General features: G+C 35.4%; 22 protein-coding genes and 1 pseudogene. 15 read left to right on the top strand and 8 right to left on the bottom strand.

The features are described from left to right. Window positions 1-214: 214 nt before the first annotated feature. Window positions 215-808, bottom strand: coding sequence for a nicotinamide riboside transporter PnuC (gene pnuC, locus FOL89_RS06685; RefSeq protein WP_144282050.1), 594 nt, complete (start codon window positions 806-808; stop codon window positions 215-217). A gap of 532 nt (window positions 809-1,340) precedes the next feature. Here pnuC and FOL89_RS06690 point away from each other — a divergent pair. The 13 genes and pseudogenes from FOL89_RS06690 (at window position 1,341) to FOL89_RS06740 (ending at window position 10,894) form a co-directional block, all read left to right on the top strand. Further along, complete coding sequence (locus FOL89_RS06690; protein WP_144282051.1) at window positions 1,341-1,679, top strand: hypothetical protein; 339 nt, start codon at window positions 1,341-1,343, stop codon at window positions 1,677-1,679. A gap of 7 nt (window positions 1,680-1,686) precedes the next feature. Next, window positions 1,687-2,598 carry a TIGR01777 family oxidoreductase gene (locus tag FOL89_RS06695; RefSeq protein WP_144282052.1) on the top strand — a complete coding sequence of 304 codons (912 nt, stop codon included), beginning with the start codon at window positions 1,687-1,689 and terminating at the stop codon, window positions 2,596-2,598. 16 nt (window positions 2,599-2,614) lie between these two features. Further along, window positions 2,615-3,178: a hypothetical protein gene (locus tag FOL89_RS06700; protein ID WP_144282053.1), complete on the top strand. Its 564-nt coding sequence runs from the start codon at window positions 2,615-2,617 to the stop codon at window positions 3,176-3,178. A 391-nt stretch (window positions 3,179-3,569) separates the two neighbouring features. After that, window positions 3,570-3,719 (top strand): hypothetical protein, encoded by a 150-nt coding sequence (locus FOL89_RS17530; RefSeq protein ID WP_185146931.1) that lies wholly within the window; start codon window positions 3,570-3,572, stop codon window positions 3,717-3,719. A gap of 720 nt (window positions 3,720-4,439) precedes the next feature. After that, window positions 4,440-5,195: pseudogene (locus tag FOL89_RS06705) on the top strand (SDR family oxidoreductase). 141 nt (window positions 5,196-5,336) lie between these two features. Next, window positions 5,337-5,480: a hypothetical protein gene (locus FOL89_RS17685; protein ID WP_228444871.1), complete on the top strand. Its 144-nt coding sequence runs from the start codon at window positions 5,337-5,339 to the stop codon at window positions 5,478-5,480. Beyond that, window positions 5,473-5,772, top strand: coding sequence for an SDR family NAD(P)-dependent oxidoreductase (locus FOL89_RS17690; RefSeq protein WP_262710787.1), 300 nt, complete (start codon window positions 5,473-5,475; stop codon window positions 5,770-5,772). Before FOL89_RS17685 ends, FOL89_RS17690 begins: the two co-directional genes overlap by 8 nt. 157 nt (window positions 5,773-5,929) lie before the next feature. Then, complete coding sequence (locus FOL89_RS06715) at window positions 5,930-7,303, top strand: aldehyde dehydrogenase family protein (RefSeq protein WP_144282054.1); 1,374 nt, start codon at window positions 5,930-5,932, stop codon at window positions 7,301-7,303. 199 nt (window positions 7,304-7,502) lie between these two features. Further along, window positions 7,503-7,850, top strand: a complete 348-nt coding sequence (locus tag FOL89_RS06720) for a DoxX family protein (RefSeq protein WP_144282055.1) — start codon at window positions 7,503-7,505, stop codon at window positions 7,848-7,850. Between the two features lie 172 nt (window positions 7,851-8,022). Further along, complete coding sequence (locus FOL89_RS06725; protein WP_228444873.1) at window positions 8,023-8,343, top strand: nuclear transport factor 2-like protein; 321 nt, start codon at window positions 8,023-8,025, stop codon at window positions 8,341-8,343. 99 nt (window positions 8,344-8,442) lie between these two features. Continuing rightward, window positions 8,443-9,120: a potassium channel family protein gene (locus tag FOL89_RS06730; RefSeq protein WP_144282056.1), complete on the top strand. Its 678-nt coding sequence runs from the start codon at window positions 8,443-8,445 to the stop codon at window positions 9,118-9,120. Then, window positions 9,121-10,137: a bestrophin family protein gene (locus FOL89_RS06735; protein ID WP_144282057.1), complete on the top strand. Its 1,017-nt coding sequence runs from the start codon at window positions 9,121-9,123 to the stop codon at window positions 10,135-10,137. Window positions 10,138-10,150: 13 nt separating this feature from the next. Continuing rightward, window positions 10,151-10,894 carry a hypothetical protein gene (locus FOL89_RS06740; protein WP_228444874.1) on the top strand — a complete coding sequence of 248 codons (744 nt, stop codon included), beginning with the start codon at window positions 10,151-10,153 and terminating at the stop codon, window positions 10,892-10,894. Between the two features lie 97 nt (window positions 10,895-10,991). Here the strand turns inward: FOL89_RS06740 and FOL89_RS06745 are convergent, their stop codons facing one another. Next, entirely contained in the window at window positions 10,992-12,590 is a 1,599-nt protein-coding gene (locus tag FOL89_RS06745) for a helix-turn-helix domain-containing protein (RefSeq protein ID WP_185146932.1), read from the bottom strand. Between the two features lie 302 nt (window positions 12,591-12,892). Between FOL89_RS06745 and FOL89_RS06750 the strand changes: the two genes are divergently transcribed. Both FOL89_RS06750 and FOL89_RS06755 read left to right on the top strand, forming a co-directional pair. After that, the gene (locus FOL89_RS06750) at window positions 12,893-13,111 is read left to right on the top strand and encodes a hypothetical protein (RefSeq protein WP_185146933.1); all 219 of its coding nucleotides are present in this window, start codon (window positions 12,893-12,895) and stop codon (window positions 13,109-13,111) included. 416 nt (window positions 13,112-13,527) lie between these two features. Further along, entirely contained in the window at window positions 13,528-14,754 is a 1,227-nt protein-coding gene (locus tag FOL89_RS06755) for a hypothetical protein (RefSeq protein ID WP_144282060.1), read from the top strand. Between the two features lie 309 nt (window positions 14,755-15,063). On the opposite strand, the gene FOL89_RS06760 is transcribed toward FOL89_RS06755, so the two are convergent. From FOL89_RS06760 to FOL89_RS06785, 6 genes are all read right to left on the bottom strand, one after another. Further along, complete coding sequence (locus FOL89_RS06760; RefSeq protein WP_144282061.1) at window positions 15,064-15,390, bottom strand: helix-turn-helix domain-containing protein; 327 nt, start codon at window positions 15,388-15,390, stop codon at window positions 15,064-15,066. Between the two features lie 355 nt (window positions 15,391-15,745). Next, complete coding sequence (locus FOL89_RS06765; RefSeq protein WP_394344712.1) at window positions 15,746-16,186, bottom strand: transposase; 441 nt, start codon at window positions 16,184-16,186, stop codon at window positions 15,746-15,748. 65 nt (window positions 16,187-16,251) lie between these two features. Then, window positions 16,252-16,626 carry a hypothetical protein gene (locus FOL89_RS06770; RefSeq protein ID WP_144282062.1) on the bottom strand — a complete coding sequence of 125 codons (375 nt, stop codon included), beginning with the start codon at window positions 16,624-16,626 and terminating at the stop codon, window positions 16,252-16,254. 255 nt (window positions 16,627-16,881) lie between these two features. Then, the gene (locus tag FOL89_RS06775) at window positions 16,882-17,184 is read right to left on the bottom strand and encodes a hypothetical protein (RefSeq protein WP_144282063.1); all 303 of its coding nucleotides are present in this window, start codon (window positions 17,182-17,184) and stop codon (window positions 16,882-16,884) included. Between the two features lie 292 nt (window positions 17,185-17,476). Further along, window positions 17,477-18,109 carry a hypothetical protein gene (locus tag FOL89_RS06780; RefSeq protein ID WP_144282064.1) on the bottom strand — a complete coding sequence of 211 codons (633 nt, stop codon included), beginning with the start codon at window positions 18,107-18,109 and terminating at the stop codon, window positions 17,477-17,479. Between the two features lie 78 nt (window positions 18,110-18,187). Then, on the bottom strand, window positions 18,188-22,027 hold the full coding sequence (locus tag FOL89_RS06785; RefSeq protein ID WP_144282065.1) for a hypothetical protein: 3,840 nt from the start codon (window positions 22,025-22,027) through the stop codon (window positions 18,188-18,190). Between the last annotated feature and the right edge of the window lie 239 nt (window positions 22,028-22,266).

Genomic DNA, 22,266 nt, shown 5'->3' on the forward strand with positions numbered 1-22,266 from the left:
TAATAAAATCCGTGCTTGACTTTAATTATTTTAAACGCAAAGATTTATTTTACACTCTGCTTATTCCAGTCAGCAAAGGATAATCAATAAAATTGATTTTAAGCGTGCGTCTATTTTCAAGCTTCATAAAGCGACGTGTCTCAATCTTTGCTTCTTAAAATTTGTAGTTTTTATTTTAAATCTTTGTGTTTAATTATTTTTATTCATTTAAAGATTACACAACGACCACTTTCGATTTAATAATTTTCCGCCATTCCAGATAAGCAGAAACAGCGACAATAAATAAAAAAGCTGTTAGAATAGCGTACAAATAAAGACCTTTATGGATCAGCAGCGGAATTGCAATAATGTTGCTCATATTGAGTAAAATCCAGTTTTCAACTTTTCTTCGGGCCATCAGCCACATTCCCGACCATGCAAAAGCACTGACCAGAGAATCCCAGACCGGAACATCAGAATCTGTAAACTGCGTTAAAAAAAAACAAAAAAGGCTGAATGTTCCTACTACAATTCCTGAAGAAATTAGTTTTTCCAGACGAGTGGTTTCAGAAATGGGTGTTTCATTTTTCCGTTTTCCAAACTTCCAGTACAGCCATCCGTAGATACTCATCACGAGATAATACAGACTTAAGGTAAACTCTGCATAAAGTTTTGCAGAAAACATGACATAAAGCGAAAGTGAAATTCCGGCAATTCCGAAAATATAGTTATTGGAGTTGTTTTTTCGTGCCAATAACACCTGAAATACTGAAAAGACAACACCCAGCCATTCCTGCCATGTAGTCTGTTGTAAAATTTCCTGCATCAAATTAACTTATATAAATTAAATGATGAGATGATAAATCTAAAAAATCCCTACGTCGGCATTATCCGAATCAGGTGTGGAAAAATTTCCCGGGTATCATCTCAGCCGCTATTGCAGCACCCCATTGATAGCGCAAATGTGAGACTTTTTTCTGAAAAATAAAAATCTTTCATATTTTTAAATATAATTATCTTATTTAGCGCAATGAGCGCAAGATTAATTTATATCAATTGAAAACACTCTTCGTTCACATGAACACTTCATCCAGCAAAGGCTGATCGTGTTCATGAATGAGTGAAATCGAAGATTCGACATAGTCAAATACCTTTTGCAAATGAAAAGTATTCTCAACCATAGAAAAATCTTAGCATTGATTACGTTGAAAATCCCCACGTGTTTTGCAATAAAAATGTTTAATAACAAACATTTACAAATGGATATTTTGTATCTTTAAGCTAAAATAAGTATTGAAAAAAGTACTGAAAACTTCTAAAATTAGAAAGAATCATCAACACAAATTGAAAAATTAATGACTATGGAATGTATGGAATGCGGCGAAAAAATTATCGGAAGATCTGATAAAAAATTCTGTAACGATGCATGCAGAAACGCTTACAATAACAAACAAAATAAAGATTCTACCAACCTGATGCGCAACATAAATAATAAACTGCGCAAAAACTACCGAATTTTGAGCGAAATCAATACAGAAGGGAAAACAAAAATCCAAAAAAAGAAGCTTGATGGCTTAGGTTTTGATTTTAACTACTTTACCAATATAAAAATTTACAAAAACGGTTCGGAATACAAATTTATCTACGACCAGGGATACAAAATACTGGAAGAAGATTTTGTCTTAATCGTTAAAAATTAAGTTTGCAATGAAAGAAATTGTACTCATTACAGGAGCGAGCGGAGCTATTGCAAAAGCACTTTCAAAAAAATTGGAAAACACCTATTCTATACGGTTTCTTACCCGGAAAAAAGAGGCTGAAAACGAGTTTGAATGGGATCTGGAAAATAATATTGCAGATGAAAAAGCTTTTGAAAATGTAGATCACATCATCCATCTTGCAGGAGCCAATATTTCTGAAAAAAGATGGAGCGAAGACCGGAAAAAAGAACTCATTGAGAGCAGGGTAAACTCTGCAAATCTTATTCTGGAATATTTAAAACAGAAAAACATCAGATTAAAATCATTTATTTCCGCATCCGGAATTAATTATTACGGAACAACAACTTCCGAAAAAATATTTGTGGAAAATGATCCTGCAGGACATGATTTTCTCAGCAATGTTGTAGTTGTATGGGAAAATGCTGCAGACCGTTTCAAAGCCGAAAATATTGCAGAGCGTGTTGTGAAAATCCGTACTGCGGTTGTTTTATCTAAAAATGATGGTGCGCTCAATAAAATGATGGCTCCGATACAATTCGGATTTGGTTCGCCCATTGGAAGCGGTAAGCAATACATGCCTTGGATACACATTGATGACATTTGCGGTATTTATGAGTTTGCCCTAAAAAATCCTGATATGGAAGGAGCTTTTAATGCTTCATCACCACAACATGCAACCAATAAAATGTTCACAAGAATGATTGCAGATGTCCTTAAAAGACCATTATTTATGCCAAATATTCCCGGTTTTGTCTTAAAATTAATTTTTGGTGAACTTTCAAAGGTACTACTTGAAGGTTCAAGAGCATCCTCGGAAAAAATACAGAAAGCAGGCTATGAATTCAAATTTCAGGATTTGAAAAAAGCATTAGAAGATTTGTTAAAAAGTAAAACATAAAAGTAATTGAATTGTTATGAAAAACAAATGTGTGATGATATTGTGTATTTTGCTGTCACTATTTTTTTATGCTCAAAAGACAGAAATTACAAATGATAAAAAAGCAACTGAACATTTTAAAAACCATTACAAAAAGAAAAATTATAACCGTTTTTCCGGAAAAATAAATTTTCAGGAAAATGTGATTGTTTTTGACAACAAAACAATTTTTTACGATAAAAAAGATAAAATCATTACCTCTGTTTTGAAACAGGGTCTAATTTATCCACAGCTCCTTACCGATTATCAAATGCAGAAATTTTTGGATGAAAATACGGATAAAACTCAGAGAAGATTTTTTAAACTACAAAAAGATCCGAGAGCAGCCTTTGATGTGAATAATATTGAACTGAGTGAAACCTCAGAAATTATCAACGGAAATAACAATATAAAAGTAAAGAGGTTTAAAACTAACTTCAGAGACCGTCGCCTTAAAGTAAATTCTGTTTATTATTTTGAATTGATTAATAATTCAGCGACAAAACAAATGCCTTTGGAAACGTTTATTGAGGGATCAAAACTTTCATATATCGGAAATTAAATTTAGGCTTTTCACATTAATAATCTGTAAAAACAATTATAAAAACGAAAAGCAGCATTTATGAAATTACAGAAGACACTACCGTTTAAAAGCGTATATTTCAGCGTTGTGGTTTTTGGAAATAAAAAAGCCCCATAAATAAGGGCTTGTCGAGTTTTTGTAGTGGTCCCTTTAGTCACAATATCGAACCATATAACAATATAAATCAATACATTACACTAATTCTCAAACCTTACAGGGCTCGAAACATTAGAGTCTCGGATTCGAATAGTTTAGAAAATACAAAGATGTTACCTTTTCCAATTCCATTGTAGAAGATCCATCCTTACAAGATTATGAAATCCTATACTTCCGCTCCAAAGAAATATTGTCTACTGTGATTTATCAAGAAGTGAAATTTTTCATCGAAGGTTATAACAATAATGCCCATGTTATAAACACAAGATACTATACCCCAAATGAAGTCCACGACAATCCCGAACTTGCAAATTTCAAACTCGTCTTAGAAAAATCTAACCAGCAAGGCTGGAGAGAACCGTAATTTTTGTTGTAAGATTTCGGCTTAGTACGAAAATCTAAAAATTTCACACCTCTTCCCTCCTATTTCTAATAATCGAATCATTATTACCGATGAACTTTTTTTATTTTTGAATTTAACTGAAAATCAAACCATTAAACATACTTTTTCTTCCGAATTCTTTTTGAAAAAAATCCCCTTTTACTCTATAAGACGTAATTTGAAGTTTTGAATGAATTGATAGAGAATTACTCGTATTATTTTACTCGTTTATTTTTGGGCGTGTTGAATAGAGGGATCCAGAAAATGCAGATCAAGCAATCTTTTTTAGATTTCAAATTAATGTATAAATTCTATCATTCGGCAAAAAAGTATTTTGCTGTGTTAGATGCAAAATTCACAACTCAAGGTAAGACCGCTGAATAACTAATTCCAACTTTAAGTTGTTCAAAAAATACATTAATACCAATAGAAAATTCAGTAAGATTATCTGCTGGAAAATTTCGTTAAGTATATTAATACTTCCAAAACCATCGTATAAGAAAATCTTTTCACAGATTTTTACAATAATACAATTTGTTTCTAATGTTCAATGATGTAGCCACAAAGCAACAATTATAATGTATTTTATATTTATTTTTTAAAAGAGAATTTCCGAAATTCTAACACCTAATCAAAACTTCATCATACAAATATGACTTTCATTGTTGATTTTTGTAGAATAACATTTAAAAATTTATACAAATGAGTAAACACGATGTAAAAGGAAAAGTAGTTCTAATTGCGGGAGGTGGTAAAAACCTAGGCGGATTATTAAGCAGAGATTTTGCAGCAAAAGGTGCAAAATTGGCAATACACTATAACAGTGAAGGTTCAAGAGCTGAAAGCGAAAAAACCTTAGCAGAAGTGCAAGCTTTGGGTGCAGAAGCATTTTTGTTTCAAGGCGATTTAACCAAAGTAGAAAACATTACCAAGTTTTTTGATGAAACCATTGCGAAATTTGGAGGTATAGATATCGCAATCAACACTGTTGGGATGGTATTGAAAAAACCTTTCGCAGAAACAACAGAAGAAGAGTATGATACTATGTTTGGCATCAACTCCTAAGCGGCTTATTTCTTCTTGCAAGAAGCAGGTAAAAAAGTGAATGACAATGCCAAAATTTGTACGATAGTTACTTCACTATTGGCAGCTTACACAGGTTTATATTCTACATATGCAGGTGCAAAAGCTCCGGTAGAACATTTTACCAGAGCAGCCTCTAAAGAATTTGGCGAACGTGGAATTTCTGTAACAGCAGTTGCTCCTGGTCCGATGGATACTCCTTTCTTCTACGGACAGGAAAGTGCAGATGCAGTTGCATATCACAAATCGGCTTCGGCTTTAGGAGGTCTTACTAATATTCAAGACATTGCACCATTGGTAGAGTTTTTAGTAACTGATGGATGGTGGATTACCGGACAAACCATTTTTGCAAATGGTGGTTACACTACAAGATAATGATAATCTGAAAAAGGCAGCTAAGAATGTTTAGTTGTCTTTTTACACTTTTCAATTTAAGTTATTAAATGCCACCAATGCACGAATAATAAATTTATAGGTGAAAAAACTCGTGCATTGGTGGCATATAATTCAATTAAAATGAATTTAAAACCATTTAAAACATTAGCATTCAGTATGATGCTTTTTGTTTTTTCGGCACAGCACAGCATCATCGCAGGCTCATCCAAAGATATCGGAGCTACCATTGCCAAAACGCTCAAAAGGTGCTACATTGTTGATTAACTATACCTCTTCAAAAATTGATGCCAATAATGTAATAACCGAAATTATAAATAACGAAGGAAAAGCAATTGCCATAAAAGCCGACATAAGCAAAACGGAAGAAATAAAACATCTTTTTTGTGCTACCATTGATCATTTTGGAAAAGTAGATGTATTGATTAATAATGCAGGAATTACCATTTATAAATCAATTAAAGATACCACTGATGAAGATTTCGCCCGGATTTTCAGCATCAACGTAAAAGGCACTTTCAATACAATGAGAGAATCCTCAACCCGATTGGCAGATTAGCACCAATGCCGGCATTTAACCGCATTGGCGAAACAGATGATATTGCAAATATGATTGCATTTTTAATTTCTGATGAAGCATAGTGGATTACTGCACAAAATATTGGGATAAATGGTGGATCTGCTTAAACCTAAATTAATTCAAAAAACATAAAATTATGAACAAATACCAATCAATTTTCGACACACAAAAAGAGTTTTTTTATACCGATCTTTCTAAAACCTACGAATGGCGTATAGACCAGCTCAACCGACTGGAAAAAATGCTTGCCGAAAACCAGAAAGTATTTTGCCAGGCATTAAAAACTGATTTTAATAAACCGCCATTTGAGCAATTGTTTGAAATTACGGTTCCCTTGAGCAATATTAAATATTACAAGGAAAACCTGAAACAACTCATGGCTCCTGAACAAGTTGCTATCCCAAACGGTTTGGAAGAAACGGGCAACAAAGGTGTTATTTACAAAGAACCTTTTGGCGTAACCTTGGTTATTGGACCTTTCAATGCTCCCATTTTATTGTTGCTCGACCCTGCAATTGCTGCTTTGGCGGCAGGAAATCCGGTTATTCTGAAACCAGCCAATACAACACCTACTGTCGCTGCACTTTTTCAAGATTTAATTCCAAAATATTTTGAACCGGAAGCCGTAAACATCGTTACCGGAGGAAGAGAGGAAATCACGGCATTATTGGAGTTGCCTTTTGATTTCATCTTCTTTACAGGAAGTTCTGCCGTGGGCAAAGTGGTAATGCGAGCTGCTGCCGAAAACCTAACACCAATCGTTTTAGAATTGGGTGGTCAAAACCCGACGGTTGTAGATGAAACGGCAAATCTTGACATTGCAGTTGACCGAATTCTTTGGGCACATATGGCAATTTCAGGGCAATGGTGCATCGCTCCAGGTTATGTGTATGTTCACGAAAATATCGCTGATGAATTTATTGATAAGCTGAAAAAAGCAACTATTAAAATGTATGGCAAAGATCCAAGCCAAAGTCCCGATTTTGCAAGGATGATAAGCGAGCACGATACCGAAAGAGTGGCATCTTACATTATTCCAGAAAAAGTGGTTTTGGGTGGAAGATACGATGTGAAAGCCAGATATGTGGAACCCACCATTTTGTATCCGAGTACTTGGGAAGATCCGGCGATGCAACAAGAAATTTTCGGTCCGGTATTTCCAATTTTGGTGTATAACGATTTAAAGGAAATTGTAGAAATCATCAAACGCAAACCCAAATCTTTGGCGGCATATTTCTTCAGCAAAAATCAGGCGAATATCGATTATTTCATCAATTCGGTTTCTTTTGGTGGTGGTTGTATCAACCAAACCAATCTGCATTGCTGGATAGACAGCTTGCCTTTTGGCGGTGTGGGTTATGCCGGAATGGGCAAATATTATGGTAAAGCAGGTTTTGATGCATTGAGCAATACAAAAGCAATGTTGATAGGCAATCCCGATTTGGAACTGGATGTTTTTCCGCCTTATGAAGGAAAAGATATTGCTAAAAATTTAAGTGTTTTTGGGTGATTAAATTACCACAGATGTACGAATGAGATTTAATAAAAACATCTTTGTATCCTTGCGAAAAGAAAAAAAATCGTGGCAAAAAAATAAAATTAGTCACGAACGCAAATAAACAAGGCTTTAGATTTTATAAAAATATTCGTGCATCCGTGATATTAATCTAATAAAAACAACTCATAATAAACAATAAAATTCAAAAACTATGATACTAAAAATTATTAACTCCGCCTTAATTCTCGTAGCCGTTTTTATGAGCTTCAAACAAGGCTATGCAATGCTTTCGGGCAAGCCTGAAATGGTAGAAATGTTCAGCAAATGGAATTTCTCCAAAACTGCACTGATGATAAACGGAGCGGTTACCATCATTTCAGCCATCTTAATTCTGTTTCCAAAAACGTTTGTTTATGGTAATTTCTTAATGGCAACAGGCATTTTATTAATCATCTGCCTTCATTTATTAGATAAAGATTTAAAAGGTGTGGCAATCGAATTACCTTTTCTTTTGCTAAATCTGGTTATCATTTACCTACAGCATCCACTGAAAAACTAATACTTAAGAGATTAATTATTAGTGCATTTATGGCACATAAAATATTACTAAAATGAAATTAAAAACAATTATTTTCTTCTTGATTTGTTCATCGTTTACAGCTTGCGGACAAAACAAAATCCTAAAATCAGAACCGAAATCAGAAACAAAAATAATTCAAAAAAACAACAAAATGGACACAAGTAAATTGACAAACGAAACTGTAAAAAAAGCGTTCGATGCATGGCAAACCGGCGACAGCAAAACTTTTCTTTCATTATTTACTTCCGATGCTACAATGACCGATGACGGAAATCCACGAAATTTTCAAAGCTTTGTTAAAGAAGCCTGCGGAAAAGAAATTTTCTTAACCATTGACACTGTAACAAACGACGGAAAGGATATCAAAGGAAACTTCAAAGCCGGACAATGGGGTACTTTTCCTGTCTTTTTTAAATTCCACCAAAATGCCGATGGGAAATTTGAAAAGTTAGATATTGGACAGGCAAACTAAAAGTTTTACCACAAAATTTTTTGCTACAGATGCATAGATTAAAAACGATACAAAAATCTGTGCATCTGTGGCATTAAAAAAAATCAAACAAAAAAACAAATGAATGAAGTGAATAAAACCATTGCTATTCTTCAAAAATACAAGTACGAATTATTACTTTTTGCACTAGCTCAGCATCTGTTTATCGGTATTTTTATTACAGATCTCGAGTTTTATACACGGGTTGTCTGGCCCATCAATATGTTAGTTTTGGGACTGGGAAGCATTTTTATGTTTACGGGAAAACACAGCTGGAGACATTGGTTCCGTAATATCCAATTTATGGTGGTGCTATTGTTGCCTATCGGGATACCGTTTTTTAAAGATATTCCGTGGTATTTTACTTTGCTGAATATTAATTATGTAATATTTTTTGCTTTTCTGTTTATAGAATTGTTAAGATTCTTGCTAAAACCAGGATACATCAACACCGATATTATTTCGGCATCTGTTTGCGGTTATTTTTTATTGATAGAGATTTCCGTTTTCATGTTGCAGTATTTTATGTACCAAAACCCGCAATCTTTTAAAGGAATTGATACCTCATCCTCTGCTTCCATCTATACGGATTTGGTTTATTTCTGTTCGATAACCTTTACCAGCATTGGCTTTGGCGACATTACACCCAATAATCACGTTACCAAGCTCATCACTTCTTTTATCGGCATTGCCGGACAGTTTTACAGCGTTATTTTGGTGGGTATTCTTTTAAGTAAATTTTCTTCAAATAATAAATAAATGAACATATCAAGCCATTACAAACTCTTACATTTTATACCGTGGACGAGAACAAAGATTTACAAAATGCTTTTGTTAAGCATTATTCCAACTGCATTATTCTATTTTTTAGATGTAAAATGGTTGGCAATTCCGTGGGTTCCAGTGGCATTGTTGGGTACGGCAACCGCTTTCATTTCGGGGTTCAAAAATACCCAAACCTACAACCGTAGTTGGGAAGCCAGGCAAATTTATGGTGCCATCATCAACAGCAGCAGAGCTTTTGGAATTATGGTGAAAGATTTTATCCGTTCAGAAGATAAAGCACTCGAAAATCAACTTCATCAGGAAATTATTTACCGTCATTTTGCCTGGCTTACGGCTTTGAGATTTCAACTTCGTGAAACAAAAAGTTGGGAAAATATAAAAACCAAAAGTTACAATCGTGAATATCTCAATTATTATAAAGTACCGGAGTGGGAAAGCAGTTTGGATGAAGAATTAAAACCGTTTTTAAATGAAGAAGAACGTCAATATATTTTAGCTACCAAAAACAGAGCCACTCAAATCATTGCCCAACAATCATCCATATTCAAAAAATTGAATGAAACTGGCGTGATTTCCGATTACAATTATGTATCAATGGAAGCTCAATTAAAAGATTTGTATGACCAGCAAGGCAAGTGCGAACGTATTAAAAACTTCCCATATCCACGCCAGTTTTCGAGCATCAATATTTATTTCACCAACTTATTTTGTATCCTGTTGCCGTTTGGGTTCATTGGTGAATTTTCAAAATTAATAGAAAAATTTGGCGAAAATATTGTTTGGCTGACCATTCCTTTCAGCATTATTTTGGGCTGGGTATTTTTGGTTTTGGAACAGATAGGCGAAAGCACCGAAAATCCGTTTGAAGGCAGTGCAAACGATATTCCGATTACACAGATCAGTAGAAATATAGAAGTTGATTTAAAAGAAATGCTGGGCGAAAAAGATTTACCACCAGCAATTCAACCTCAAAACAATATTATTTTATAAAAAAAATCAGATTATGATGAACAATTTACACTTACAAACAGTACAAAAATGGTATCCCAACGCTAAAACAACAGAAGATACCATAAACAAATTATTAGACGTTATCGAAAACAAATTAGGTTTAAAACCTAACTTACTGATGCACGCCGACAGTATGTGTTGTGATGATGTGAATGCCATCCAATATCCGCCAAGAGCATACGAAATGTTAGGCCCTTTTCATATGGGTGGTTTAAACGGTTATCCGTTTGCAGGGATCACAGGGATGAATGCCTTCGCACATCACGTTCCGGAAGATGGTGCGGTTGTAGTGTTTTATGCACCACATATCGGGATTACAAAAGACGGAACCATTGGTGAAATCCATAGAATTGGGCAAAGCGAAAATTCTGCTTGTTGCGGAGCAGCAAAAGGAGCATTAGGCAAATTATTGAACAACCAAATTGAAGCAGGAAACATTACCGATTTGGATTATCAAATGAACACCATCGAACAAATATTCCTGAAACAAGAAGAGAGGATAAGATCAGCCGAAAACCAAATTTTTGAAGCCACTGAGGTAATGTATGAAGCCATCAACGAACGTATTGAAACATTGGTAAGTAAAGCCAATTATCCTTGCAAATATGTGATTCTTATTGGCGCAATTTTCATTAATGGTGATAAGGATATGGGTTCCTTTTGTTCGTACAAGCGATTTGACTATATAGACTTAGAAACCCGAAAAACAACGAGTTTGATGAGTGAATTTTTGTAAGTAAATAAGATTTAATATTTAAATATTTCTCCAACAAAGTTGAACAAATATGGTATAAAATAAAAATAAATGGGCTGTCTGATTAGGCAGCCCTATTCTATGGTGCGATGATCTTGTTATTTTCTTTTTCCTTACTAAGTAAGTTAATGTATGACGATGGCGAAACTCCCGTGAAATCTTTAAAAACTTTGGAAAAAGCATTGGCTGATGAAAAACCCGTTTCTTCTGCCAGATAACTCAGCTTGTATTTCCTGTAATCCGAAATATTTTCTATTTTATTTATGATATAATTGATGCGTAGGGTATTGATATAATTGCTGAAATTATCGGCTTTGTGATTTTTGATAATGATAGAAAGGTATTTGGTATTGGTATTAAGTTGAGATGCAATTTTCCCAAGTGAAATTCCTTTTTCGTTATAGCCGTGTGCTTTTTCAAATTTTTCTAGACCGTGTAACAATCTGATTTCGGTTTCTTCGTTAAGGCCATCATTTTTTGGCACTTCTTCCGGGGTTACGTTGATTTCAGAATTATTTTCTTTTAAATTGTCTCCGGCAGAATATTTCTCTTCTGACATTTTTTTATACCGAAATGCATCAAAAGCTGCTTTTTCTCTTCTGTACTTTATTCTCTGGATACCCAATATAATGAGCAATGAGATGATGACAATACCAAGTCCCACAGCAACTTTGTAGAAATTGGAAATCACTGTTTTTTTCTCCTTATTTTCATTTTTCAACAATTCGGTGGCGGTTCCAAGTCTTGATTTCTGTTGGCGGTTTTCAAGCTCTAGGTAAGCAGATTTATACTCTTTCAGTTTATTGAGGTCTCCTTTTAGCTCATACAGTTTTATAAAGTGGGAGTACAGTTCCTTTTCTTCATTGATGAATCCTTTTCCCAAGAAAATTTGTTCATTTTTTTTTAGATTGACCTCAGCCGAATCCAGTTCTTTCTTTTTTAGAAAAAGTATTCCCTTCTGTAAATACAGATTTCCGGATATGTAGATGTTCTTTCCCTTATTTAAAATGAGTGACTTGTTTAGCGCTACAAGAGCAGAATCATACTCCTTCAGATCAATATAACACATCCCAACATTTCCGTATCCCAATGCACTGGTCTTTTCGCGCAGCTCCTTATTTTTTATGGTAAGATAGGTTTCAAGGGCAAGTTTGGCATAATTCATATAAATCTGTGTGCTGTCTTTTCCTGTTTCTTTTGTATAAAGACGATAGGTGTACAGATTTCCCAGATGATGCTTTTCGGCATCATTCTTAGGTTTTTTGATGAGGTTGATGCCTTTTTGCATATATTCTTTAGCATCATCATCCATCCCCATTCTGCCATATTGCTGCCCGATAACGCCATACATCACCGCAGCTTCTGCGGGATAATTGTGTTGCTCTGCAAGTTCCGCAGCTGATTTTGCATATTTCAGTGCATTTTGACTGTCATCTCTTGTAGAGTAATGATAGGTAATGGCTTCATAACTACGGATGCTCACGAGATGGAGCCCTTTTTTTTCGGCTTCGTCTATCAGAGTCAATAATTTTTTCTGTGCTGCTTCCGGCTGGGTTTTCAGCTCCTCCTGATATTGTCCTATTTTTATCTGATAAGATTTGGGAATCTCGACGATCTGTGCAAAAGACAGAGAATAGATCAGCAGAAATGCAAAGGAAAGAAGTACTTGTGTTTTCATAATACCACAAATGTATAACATTAGGATATTACAATCCGATTTCTAGAGAAGAAATTCATAACAGTTTATATTAATTTAAAGATATCCTTTCGATTACTAAAGTATTGATTATAAGATAAATAACAACATTCCGATTCGATATCTTATCCAATAAATACATCTACATAATTCGGAATTATGTAGGCGAATTACAGGATTCTGTACCTACAGTAATTGTAAAAGCGATCCATTTGTACCAATTTTAGAGGAAATTTTACATGGCTCAACAATCTAAGATACTTTATAGCAAACCCAAACGTATAATGAAGAATACATTACAGCATTTGGCAGGAAAGAGCAAGGAAGAAATTTTGGAAGAAATGGGTCAGGATTTCAATTACTATCCTGCAGAAGTTTGGACGTACATTCTCCATACCACTTGGCTGGGCAAGAAAACTGTGTTGTATCTTTTTTTTGAAGATAAAACCGTAAAAAAGATTGTCATCAGAAAATATTATGGAAAGGTTAAAAATGAGTTTTAGCAATAGGAAAATGATCTACAAAATTCCGAATTATATCTGCTAATATGTTGCTTGTATTCGGTAAGTTGTTTCTCTTTGTTTTCTGAAAATAACGGATATCCGATTTTGTGTTTCGGGAATGGGGAGTTCTGAGATACGGCATTGAAGCTTGAAGCCCCCATTTTTTACGTTACCAATCTCAAAAATGAGGTTCTAAGATCTAAAAATTGGGATAAGGGGTGTATAAAAATTCCCGTCCATTGGTGGGTGGTTTTTGACGAGATACCTGAAAGATATTTTTAAAAAAAACAAAAACCACGAAAAGGAAATCACCAACCAATATCTCCAAAGGCGAGTTGCACCTTTCCAAATGGGAGGAATGTAAACGGAAATTATAAAAAACAATATTTAAAAATTTAAGCAAAAACCATTTTAAAATGAAAAAAAACATTATTCTTTTAGGTGCTTTAGTAGTAAGTTCATTGGCTTACTCACAGGTGGGTATTAACAACGAAACTCCGAAAGCAACTTTAGACGTTTCTGCAAAAACACCCAGTACAGCAGCAGAAGGAATTATCGCTCCGAGACTATCGGGTGATGATATTAAAGGAAAAGATGGACAATATCTTGCAGATCAAAAAGGAGCTATTGTATATGCAACATCAGCTGTTGGTACACCTTCTGTCAAAACAGCAAATATCACGGCAGAAGGTTACTATTATTTTGATGGTGCCATCTGGCAAAAATTTAGTGCTGCAAACACAGAACCTTGGTACGATGCAGCTACCAATACACAGGCTATATCTAACACACAGAATATTTATCAAATGGGGAATGTGGGAATAGGTACAACAACGCCGGGAAGACCTTTGGAGATAGAACGAACAACTACCGGGGGGCCAAATTCAGGAATAATGCTAACGGAATATGTTGGTACGGTAGGTAATAAAGGAGCTCAAATTAATCTTAGAAGTTCAAGAGGATCAAAAGGCGGTGAGCAACCTTTACAGAATGGAGATGTGATCGCATCTTACCTTTTTGATTATTATTCGCCAACTGGCTTTACAAACGGTGACGGCTCAAAAATTATGTCCAATTATCTAGGAGACGGTACAAACCGTAGAAATGACCTTCGATTTTTCACCACAGCAAGTACAACAGCCGCGGAGAAAATGAGACTTGATCCGGATGGTAATTTGGGTATCGGTACCGGTTCAAATACAATAACAAACAGGTTACAGGTAGTAGGTGCAGATGCCGCATCAGGGATTGCCGCAGCGAGTTTCAAAAATGGTTCTGGTACTGGAAGTAGTGTGGAAATAGGTGCAAGTAACAATAATGTTTATATCGATTTTAAAAGCGCCAGTGCTTTGCGATCAAATATAGCTTATGTGGTTGGAAGCAACAGGTTAGTGATCAACGGTAATGATACTACTGCTGCAGCTCAAGTAGTTGTGAACAGCGGCAATCAAGGAGGAAATTTTGGAGTTGGACAAGCCAATCCACAAGCACCTTTACATATTTTAAAACATGCTACCTCAGCAAGTCTTACTCCTGTAATTATAGAAAGTTTACCAAGTTATGGATCGGACGGCGCTGTACCTGCAGCATTTCCAAGCGGAGGTTTGTACAGAGTTGGTAATGACTTACGTGTGAAACCGTAAAATACATGAAATCTTATTAATTATAAATGTAAGATTAATCTCGCAGCTTAATTAATCTTACATTTAAACAAACACCTGACAGATCTTCAAAATCAGGCAGGTGTTTAAAATAATCTTTTTAAATATAATATTGCCTTAAAAAACATTTTGTTTTTTGCTTATAGAGTGCCTTTCGAAAACATTAAATATAAAACAGTTACTAATAAAATAATAGCTTTCCGAACGCTAAATACGACTTTTGATAAATAGAATTTTGTACGTTTTACTTTGAAAATAAACAATTTAAAAATTTGTGGGAGTAATAAAAACTTACACAAACATTTTCTTCCATTTGGCTATAGAATTTCTACTTAGATTAAAATGACTTGCTAATTGAGAATTATTTAGTTTATTTTTTTTCTGATAATTTAGCATTTTTAGAATATCAGATTTTTGATATGAGCGATGTTTTTGATTGACTTTTTCTGTATCTTTTTCCTTCGTACTACCAAAAATTATTCGATTAAGTTCTATTATGTCAAATACGGACAGATTTGATTTTGCTAATAAAATCTGACATTCTGCTTTCTTATTCGGGTATTTTATATTAATAATATCAGAATAAATGCGCTTATAATCTGGGGTCAATTTTTCCATAGTATTTTTTTATTTTAATAAGTTTCACCATTCGTTTTAAAAAAACAAAAGCACGATTTGCCTTTCAAACTAATTGGTATACATAATATATGTCTAGGTTTCTGATGGATAAAAGCGAAACTCTTCCTTAAAGTCTCACAAAATTCCTTTCTTACTTTTTGCTAACAGATGATGTAAGTATTTTTAATTAAATGGTGATGTGATTCCAAACTATCACTTTTGAAAAAATATTTTTGTAGCAATCCGAAAAAAAAAAATCTTCGAAACACAAAACCTATTCATCTGAATATTTATAATCTAATCTTTCCATTGTGTCAATTCTATAATCAGAAATTCCTACAAAGTATTACTAATTTTACTTTGAACTGTACTTTTCTATCCATTTGTATAAAGTTGTTTTTGGTATTTTATACTCATTAATTACCTGAAGCTTTGTCATCTCTCCATTTTTTATTCTTTCAAGAATAAAGTCTATCAATTCTTTGGTATATACGTTTTTTCTGAATTGTGGAAGTTGAGATTTTTTTTCATCTGATACATCTTTGGATTGTGTATTTCCTTGTGGTGCATACAAAATAAGATGTTGTGTATAGATCCTGAAAAAATCATATTCTAAAAGTTTAGACCATCGTAGCAATATTTCGGTATCCAAACTTTTTGATTCATACATTTCCTCAATGTCTTTCTCAGAACACTTAAAAAAATTACAGATACGAGATGTTTCTATATTATTTTCTATAACCCCTTGACGGATTATAACTCCGAGATGAATTTCTTTAATATCTATTTTCATCATAATCTTGTGTGTATTGGAGTGATTGTTTCAACTCAAAAATCTGCTCGTTACTAAGTCCTATTATCTTACAATACAGTTTTTTTGATTTTCTGCTCTTTTGATTTTACAACGAGCACCAGTAATGTGGTGAATACTATTTTATCTATACTAAAACCTATCAACTTATAATTGGGAAATTCTATAGGAATGATAGTTCTGTTCAATTTCCAGAAATAAGACTGTTTTATGGATATAAACTGCATAGTATTTTCGTATTCAAATGTCTTCATCTCTAGAGATGCATAAAAAACTAAGATAAATCCTATAAAACATATCAGTGAAAAAGGGAGATAGAAAGTTGTAGGTTTTAGCAGGAATAGAACAGCTCCCGAGAAGGCTAAAAACACCTGAAGCAACATCAATATTACAGAATAAAAATAAACTGTTTGGTTGTTATTCATTTTTTTACATCGTTTGTTTCATTTGTTATACTGTTTTACCAATTGAATTTGGTAGTCAATTTATTTTCTCGCTTTTGATGGGGTTTTATCCCATTATCAAGACTATATTGGTTTCTCGTCGTGGAATATACGTTTCTCCATTTTATCAAAATTTAAGATTTTACGTTTATAATTCCTATATATTCTACAAGCATAACATCAATTATTATTTTTTTTTGTTCAGGTTCTAAATCAGATATTTTTATTATTTGGTTTTTAATTTTTTTTTCTATTAAATATCTTTGCAACTTTATACTCAGGATTTTCGTTTTTGAAATAGAATATATTTCTTATACCAAACCCAAGAAAAAATTCGGTAATAACGATATCTGAGACAATACCATCTTCCAGAAAAAAGGTAATTTCATCTTTGAATACTAACTTATAGAATTTATCATAATGTAAAGTTTTATTATCATATTTTGCAATTGGAACTCCCAATTCTGCAACAATTTGCAGATATGTCTTTTCCAAATATTTGTCCATATAGTCCTGTAGCTTTTGTGTTTTCTTATCCATTTGTGTAATATGAAATTCCTTTTACTAATAAAAGAAAGCGATGAAAAAATCTCCAACCAGAGTAAACTGAAAAAAAAACTTATGATGAAATAATAAAAAATTTGAATGCCCACAATCGGTAATAATTTAGTCTTAGCAGAATTTTTGTCATTCCGAAAGAATCTCAAAAACTCTAAAATAAAATCATATAGATTCCAACGGATGACAAAAGAATGCTTATTTTGAATATTGTGACTGAAAACTGACTTTTAATTAAAAAATTCACCTGGTTGAAGAAATAACTAACTCAATATCAAGGCTTCCAAAAGCTCCAGACCGTTCCGTTATACACTGCTAACTGTCTTTTGGCAGTATCATACACCATCATTCCCGGCGCAGGATCCTGAATAGTGAGATGTGGGCTTACCACCTTTGGCAAAACCATTGCTTTATCGGCATCTGTGAGTACCAGAATGCCATTAGTAGTATCTGTAACTCCGTTAGTTCCTATCGCCGCTTTTGCATTTTCCAACTCTTTCTTGTTATCTTGTATTGAAGAATCTATACTATTGAATTGAGTAAAAGTAACATCCTGATTAGATGAATTTTTTACTACTAAAGGAAAGGTAGGACTTCCTGTAAGATCAAACCACACCCCTGCCTTTCTATATTTTACTTTTTTATCAGAGAGATCAAAGATAATAGTACCATCGGAAATTGTTCCCTGCATACCTCTGTAACCCGCACCTGAGGTAGAATTATAAGTTACAGGATTGTCTGCCACTGTAGATACCCATGGTATTATGATGCCTTTTGCATTGTCTGGAGAATCATAGAACTCGAGTGAAACAGCTGAACCTGCTGTGGTAGAACTTTTGCCTATTGCCACCTGCGAAAATGCAGTCATAGCAAATAATACTGATAGTATTGTTGTAAACTTTTTCATAGTTTTTATTTTTTGTTATTGTAAAGATTTGGAGGTGACCTTATATTTTAGCTCACCCCCGCTATCTTCTATTTAATGTTAATCAGGACACGCCTGTGTATTGAAACAATGCCAAGCTGCTGTAGTATCACCGTCTTTGATGGTATATATTTTCAGGCAATCTGCTTCTTCGTCATATACCATCATCCCTTCTATTGGGTTTGTAATTGAAGATAGATTTGCTGTTAATGCCACTCTATTGATTACAAATCCTTTTTCTTTGGATTCCAGAACTGTCCAAGCGCCGTTTCTTACCATTGGCCAGTTATCACTATCAGACGACCCGGCTCTGCTTAGTGCGGTAATCCCATGCTTAGTTTCCAACACTGTACCGCCGGTTGCTCCCGGTTTGTAGCAAGCGCCATTAATACAGGTAATAGGTGTTGTGGTACCACCACCAGGAAGCGTGGTAGTAGTTGATGGTACTGTACGTATATATGCAGAATACACCCTCAATGTTTGGTCTCCTAATGAGGCAAGACTTCCGATAGAGATTTTCACTTCGTCAAACGGTTTTGTTGTTTGGAAACCTGGTGTATAGATGTTTGCAGGAGTACCAAACCATTGCCCAAAGAAAGAAAAATCTGCCAGTGCACTACCGTTTTTAAACTCTTGTTCTTGTCCATCTAGATATGTAGTTATCTTAACATTTGTTAAAAATCCACCGGAAAAAGGAAAGTTCGCTTTATCTACCGTAAATCCTGCAAATGTGCCTGCCGGTAAAGTTACTTTGGGAATAGCTACAGAGATAGACCCAATTGCGGCTCCTGATGCAGGCAAATGTATCGTTGCAAAATCTGATGGGTCTGAGCTTACCGCATTCCATACATTATCAATACCATATCCTGCAGATGCCAAACCTTCATATCCTGTATTGGCATATTCTATTACCGCAGGGATTCGCGGAGAAGTTATTACATTAGGACCATCTGTAAGTACATAAGTACCATCACATTGTAAAACTAACGGACATGTAGTAGAAGAAGTAGGGCTGAAATCTCTTGCTACTACATTGTGGATTCTAATCTCACCAGCAGAAGCACCCGCAGCACGGGTTATCACATAACGCACCTCATCAAATGGTACGTGAGCCACTGTTCCTATTACCAAACGTTGGAAGCCTCCTACAACTGCAGCTGTACTTAATCCGCCGGCAAGCTGGGTACCTGTACTGGTCTGTACCAGACCACCGTCTTTGTATAATTCTATTTTATTACTTTCAAAAGCACTTGCCTGCGCTATATCTAATGTGCTAATATCGAAACCGATATAAGTATCTTTAGGAAAATCGCCAAAGCCATTAGCCACACTGAAACCTAATCCTGAACCTACACTAGCACCAAGCTGCATTGCTGCATAACTGTTTGGGTCATTATCTATGGCATTCTGAGAAAGGCTGATAGAGCTATTGCCATCTATAAAAGCAGTAACCCCAGTTCTTTCTCCATTTACATATAATGGATATTTAGGAACGCTTATGTTTTCTATCTCATCACACTTAATAACAGGCGTTGCACAGAATCTTTCAATAACTGCCGAATAGATTTCCAAAACACCTGCACTGGTACTTGCAGCTTTATTTACCGTAAGCTTAACACCTGTAAATGGAGCATCAGAAGCAAAACCTAATATCTGACGATTAGCAGTCCCATTAAGAATAGATGTATGTAAACCGAAGAAACTTGAATTCATCACAGCTGAGTCTGCAACTGTTCCGTCTGCATTTAAAGTTGAAATAGTTATAGTACTACCTGCCAATTCTGCTGCAACAAGTGTAGGAAAAGCTACGTCAAAACCGGCAAAAGTACCAGCAGGATACAACTCATAAGTAGCATCTCCCGGGACACCAATTGCTTTACTACCATCTTGTACCGCTACCGAAGCATTGGTTATGCCACCTATGGCAGTATACAATTTAGCTGGCTGATTGGTATTTGCTACAAGATTGTCCAAATCCTCAAAATAAGTATTCCCTGTCGCTACACCTTCTACGCCTGTGTTTGCAGCATCTATAAATACAGGATAAACTGGTCTTTTAAGATTTGTAACAGTATTACAAGCCTGAGCAGGTACTACACAAAACGTTTCTATTACAGCACGGTAAACTTTTGTACTGGAGCCAGCAGACGCACCCGCTATCAGTTCTACAGTAATTCTTACCTCGTCAAAAGCGGGGCTTTTAAAGCCTATAATATATTTTCCATTATTGGGCGTGAAGAGATTAGCTGCTAATACATTTGTGGTGCTATATCTATCTACTTCTATTCCATTTTTATAAGTACTGATGATGAAATTCTTACCAGCACTTGCTGTTGCAAAACTGTCGTCCTGAATTTCGAAACCGGCAAAAGTACCATCCGGGTAACCACGGTTAGTAGTATTATCCGGGTCACCAGGATTCAATTTTTGTCGCGAAATAACCGAGATACCATAGTTAGAAAATAGCGATGCACCTGTGGCAGCACCTATTTCTGCATAACTATTCAAATTTGTGTCTATCACATTTTGTACGTTGGTAATACCCGGGTTTCCAAGAGAAGCAGTAAGTATACTGGTACCAAGGGCTCTTGTATAGACTGGGTGGTTTTGTACACCATTTGGGCTAATCTCTCCGGCAATAAGACTTACTGGTGCACCACACGTAATGACAGCATCACAAAAACGCTGAACGATAGGGTAATAAATCTCTAGTGCGCCAACAGCTGCTGTTACATTCATCTGAATTTCAAATTCTATGGCATCAAACGGAAGGTCAGAAACTGCACCTACTGTCAGAAGACCGCCACTGGCAGAGGCACTTAGAAATTCTTCATTCACTACATCTGAACCTTGCTGAACACCATCTAAATAGAACCTGAGCCTTTTTGTCACATTTACTCCTCCGGATACGGCGTTCAGCTGGTAAACACCGCCACCAAAAGTACCGGCTGGGTAAATTACACCCTCATCTTTTAAGGTACCCCTATAAGTTGCCAAGCCAAGACTGATAAAAGGAATCGTACCGTGGCTTACAGGGTCTTCGTCTTCCAGATTAGGTACCAAAGTAGGCCAAGAAGCTGCAGGAATTAGAACAATGAACGGTGGTACCGGTATTGCGACTGCTGCATATCCTCCTGCTGTTACTCCCCTACCTGTAAGCGGTATCTGAGCGTTGCAGGTGGAAACTTTGTCGCCGACGGTATCATAACCGCCACCGGTACGGGTGTAGCGCTGCAGGTAAATCTGTTGTATATTTTGGAGCAGTGTACCACCACCAAAACCTGAGCCTGTTGAAGAAAGAATAATCTCCACCCTGTCAAATGGTTGTTGGACAAAAAAACCTACATCTGTAGTTCCTGTCAGCGCCCACCCAAAAGCAGGGCTGGTTTCTACAGGATTGGCTCCCAAATACGTCTTTATAATAATATTACCTAAGCTAGCAGCGGTAGCACCGGTGGTGCTTCTGCTTACCTTTACTCCCACACGATACCCTGTAAATGGTGTGGTATTGTAGGTATTGCCATCACTTACACTAACTGGACTAGTGGTATATAGTGTACCAAGTGTTGTGGGAACAGCCACTGTGTTTGTGGCAAAATCTGTAAGACCACTGTTGATTATATTACCTAGGTTAGTCCAGGTTCCGTTTCCTGTTCCAGTTACGGTGGGCGTTACCGTACCAAAATGAACGGCACTACCACCGATACCATTACCACCGCCCGTTATCCATGGGATTTTAAAAACTTCGGCTGGAAATAGTGAGTTATCAGCGTAGCCATTGGTGGGGGCTACTGCCGCATCCTGGGAGAAAGCAGTAATGCTTCCTGCCAAAGCCAAAAGCAGGGCGGCTTTTCTGAGAAAGGTACTTCCTTTCTGCTTTAAATCGTTTAGATTCTTCATAAATATTTCATTTTGAGATTATTTGTTTTTTTAATAAATTATAAATCTCTCGATAGGCTATTGTTACATTCCATACACAGGTTACGCCTAAGCCTATTGAGTAAGCTATTGGTTATAAATCAAAGCACCGATTATTTCAAGTACTTAATATTTTGAACCCTTTGAGTTCAAAAGTCCATTTTTGAGGTTTGAAACCTTATTTTTGCCTTCCTTAACTTCAAGTTTGGAGTTATACAGCA

Source organism: Chryseobacterium echinoideorum, assembly GCF_007474535.1.
GTDB classification, from domain to species: domain Bacteria; phylum Bacteroidota; class Bacteroidia; order Flavobacteriales; family Weeksellaceae; genus Chryseobacterium; species Chryseobacterium echinoideorum.

Coding starts and splice junctions, on each gene's coding strand:
- FOL89_RS06785 (WP_144282065.1), bottom strand. CDS start 22,027: ATGAAGAATCTAAACGATTTAAAGCAGAAAGGAAGTACCTTTCTCAGA.
- FOL89_RS06700 (WP_144282053.1), top strand. CDS start 2,615: ATGAAAAACAAATGTGTGATGATATTGTGTATTTTGCTGTCACTATTT.
- FOL89_RS06690 (WP_144282051.1), top strand. CDS start 1,341: ATGGAATGTATGGAATGCGGCGAAAAAATTATCGGAAGATCTGATAAA.
- FOL89_RS06775 (WP_144282063.1), bottom strand. CDS start 17,184: ATGGATAAGAAAACACAAAAGCTACAGGACTATATGGACAAATATTTG.
- FOL89_RS06745 (WP_185146932.1), bottom strand. CDS start 12,590: ATGAAAACACAAGTACTTCTTTCCTTTGCATTTCTGCTGATCTATTCT.
- FOL89_RS06735 (WP_144282057.1), top strand. CDS start 9,121: ATGAACATATCAAGCCATTACAAACTCTTACATTTTATACCGTGGACG.
- FOL89_RS06780 (WP_144282064.1), bottom strand. CDS start 18,109: ATGAAAAAGTTTACAACAATACTATCAGTATTATTTGCTATGACTGCA.
- FOL89_RS06755 (WP_144282060.1), top strand. CDS start 13,528: ATGAAAAAAAACATTATTCTTTTAGGTGCTTTAGTAGTAAGTTCATTG.
- FOL89_RS17685 (WP_228444871.1), top strand. CDS start 5,337: ATGAATTTAAAACCATTTAAAACATTAGCATTCAGTATGATGCTTTTT.
- FOL89_RS06750 (WP_185146933.1), top strand. CDS start 12,893: ATGAAGAATACATTACAGCATTTGGCAGGAAAGAGCAAGGAAGAAATT.
- FOL89_RS06760 (WP_144282061.1), bottom strand. CDS start 15,390: ATGGAAAAATTGACCCCAGATTATAAGCGCATTTATTCTGATATTATT.
- FOL89_RS06695 (WP_144282052.1), top strand. CDS start 1,687: ATGAAAGAAATTGTACTCATTACAGGAGCGAGCGGAGCTATTGCAAAA.
- FOL89_RS06725 (WP_228444873.1), top strand. CDS start 8,023: ATGGACACAAGTAAATTGACAAACGAAACTGTAAAAAAAGCGTTCGAT.
- FOL89_RS06715 (WP_144282054.1), top strand. CDS start 5,930: ATGAACAAATACCAATCAATTTTCGACACACAAAAAGAGTTTTTTTAT.
- FOL89_RS06770 (WP_144282062.1), bottom strand. CDS start 16,626: ATGAATAACAACCAAACAGTTTATTTTTATTCTGTAATATTGATGTTG.
- FOL89_RS06740 (WP_228444874.1), top strand. CDS start 10,151: ATGATGAACAATTTACACTTACAAACAGTACAAAAATGGTATCCCAAC.
- FOL89_RS06765 (WP_394344712.1), bottom strand. CDS start 16,186: ATGATGAAAATAGATATTAAAGAAATTCATCTCGGAGTTATAATCCGT.
- FOL89_RS06730 (WP_144282056.1), top strand. CDS start 8,443: ATGAATGAAGTGAATAAAACCATTGCTATTCTTCAAAAATACAAGTAC.
- FOL89_RS06720 (WP_144282055.1), top strand. CDS start 7,503: ATGATACTAAAAATTATTAACTCCGCCTTAATTCTCGTAGCCGTTTTT.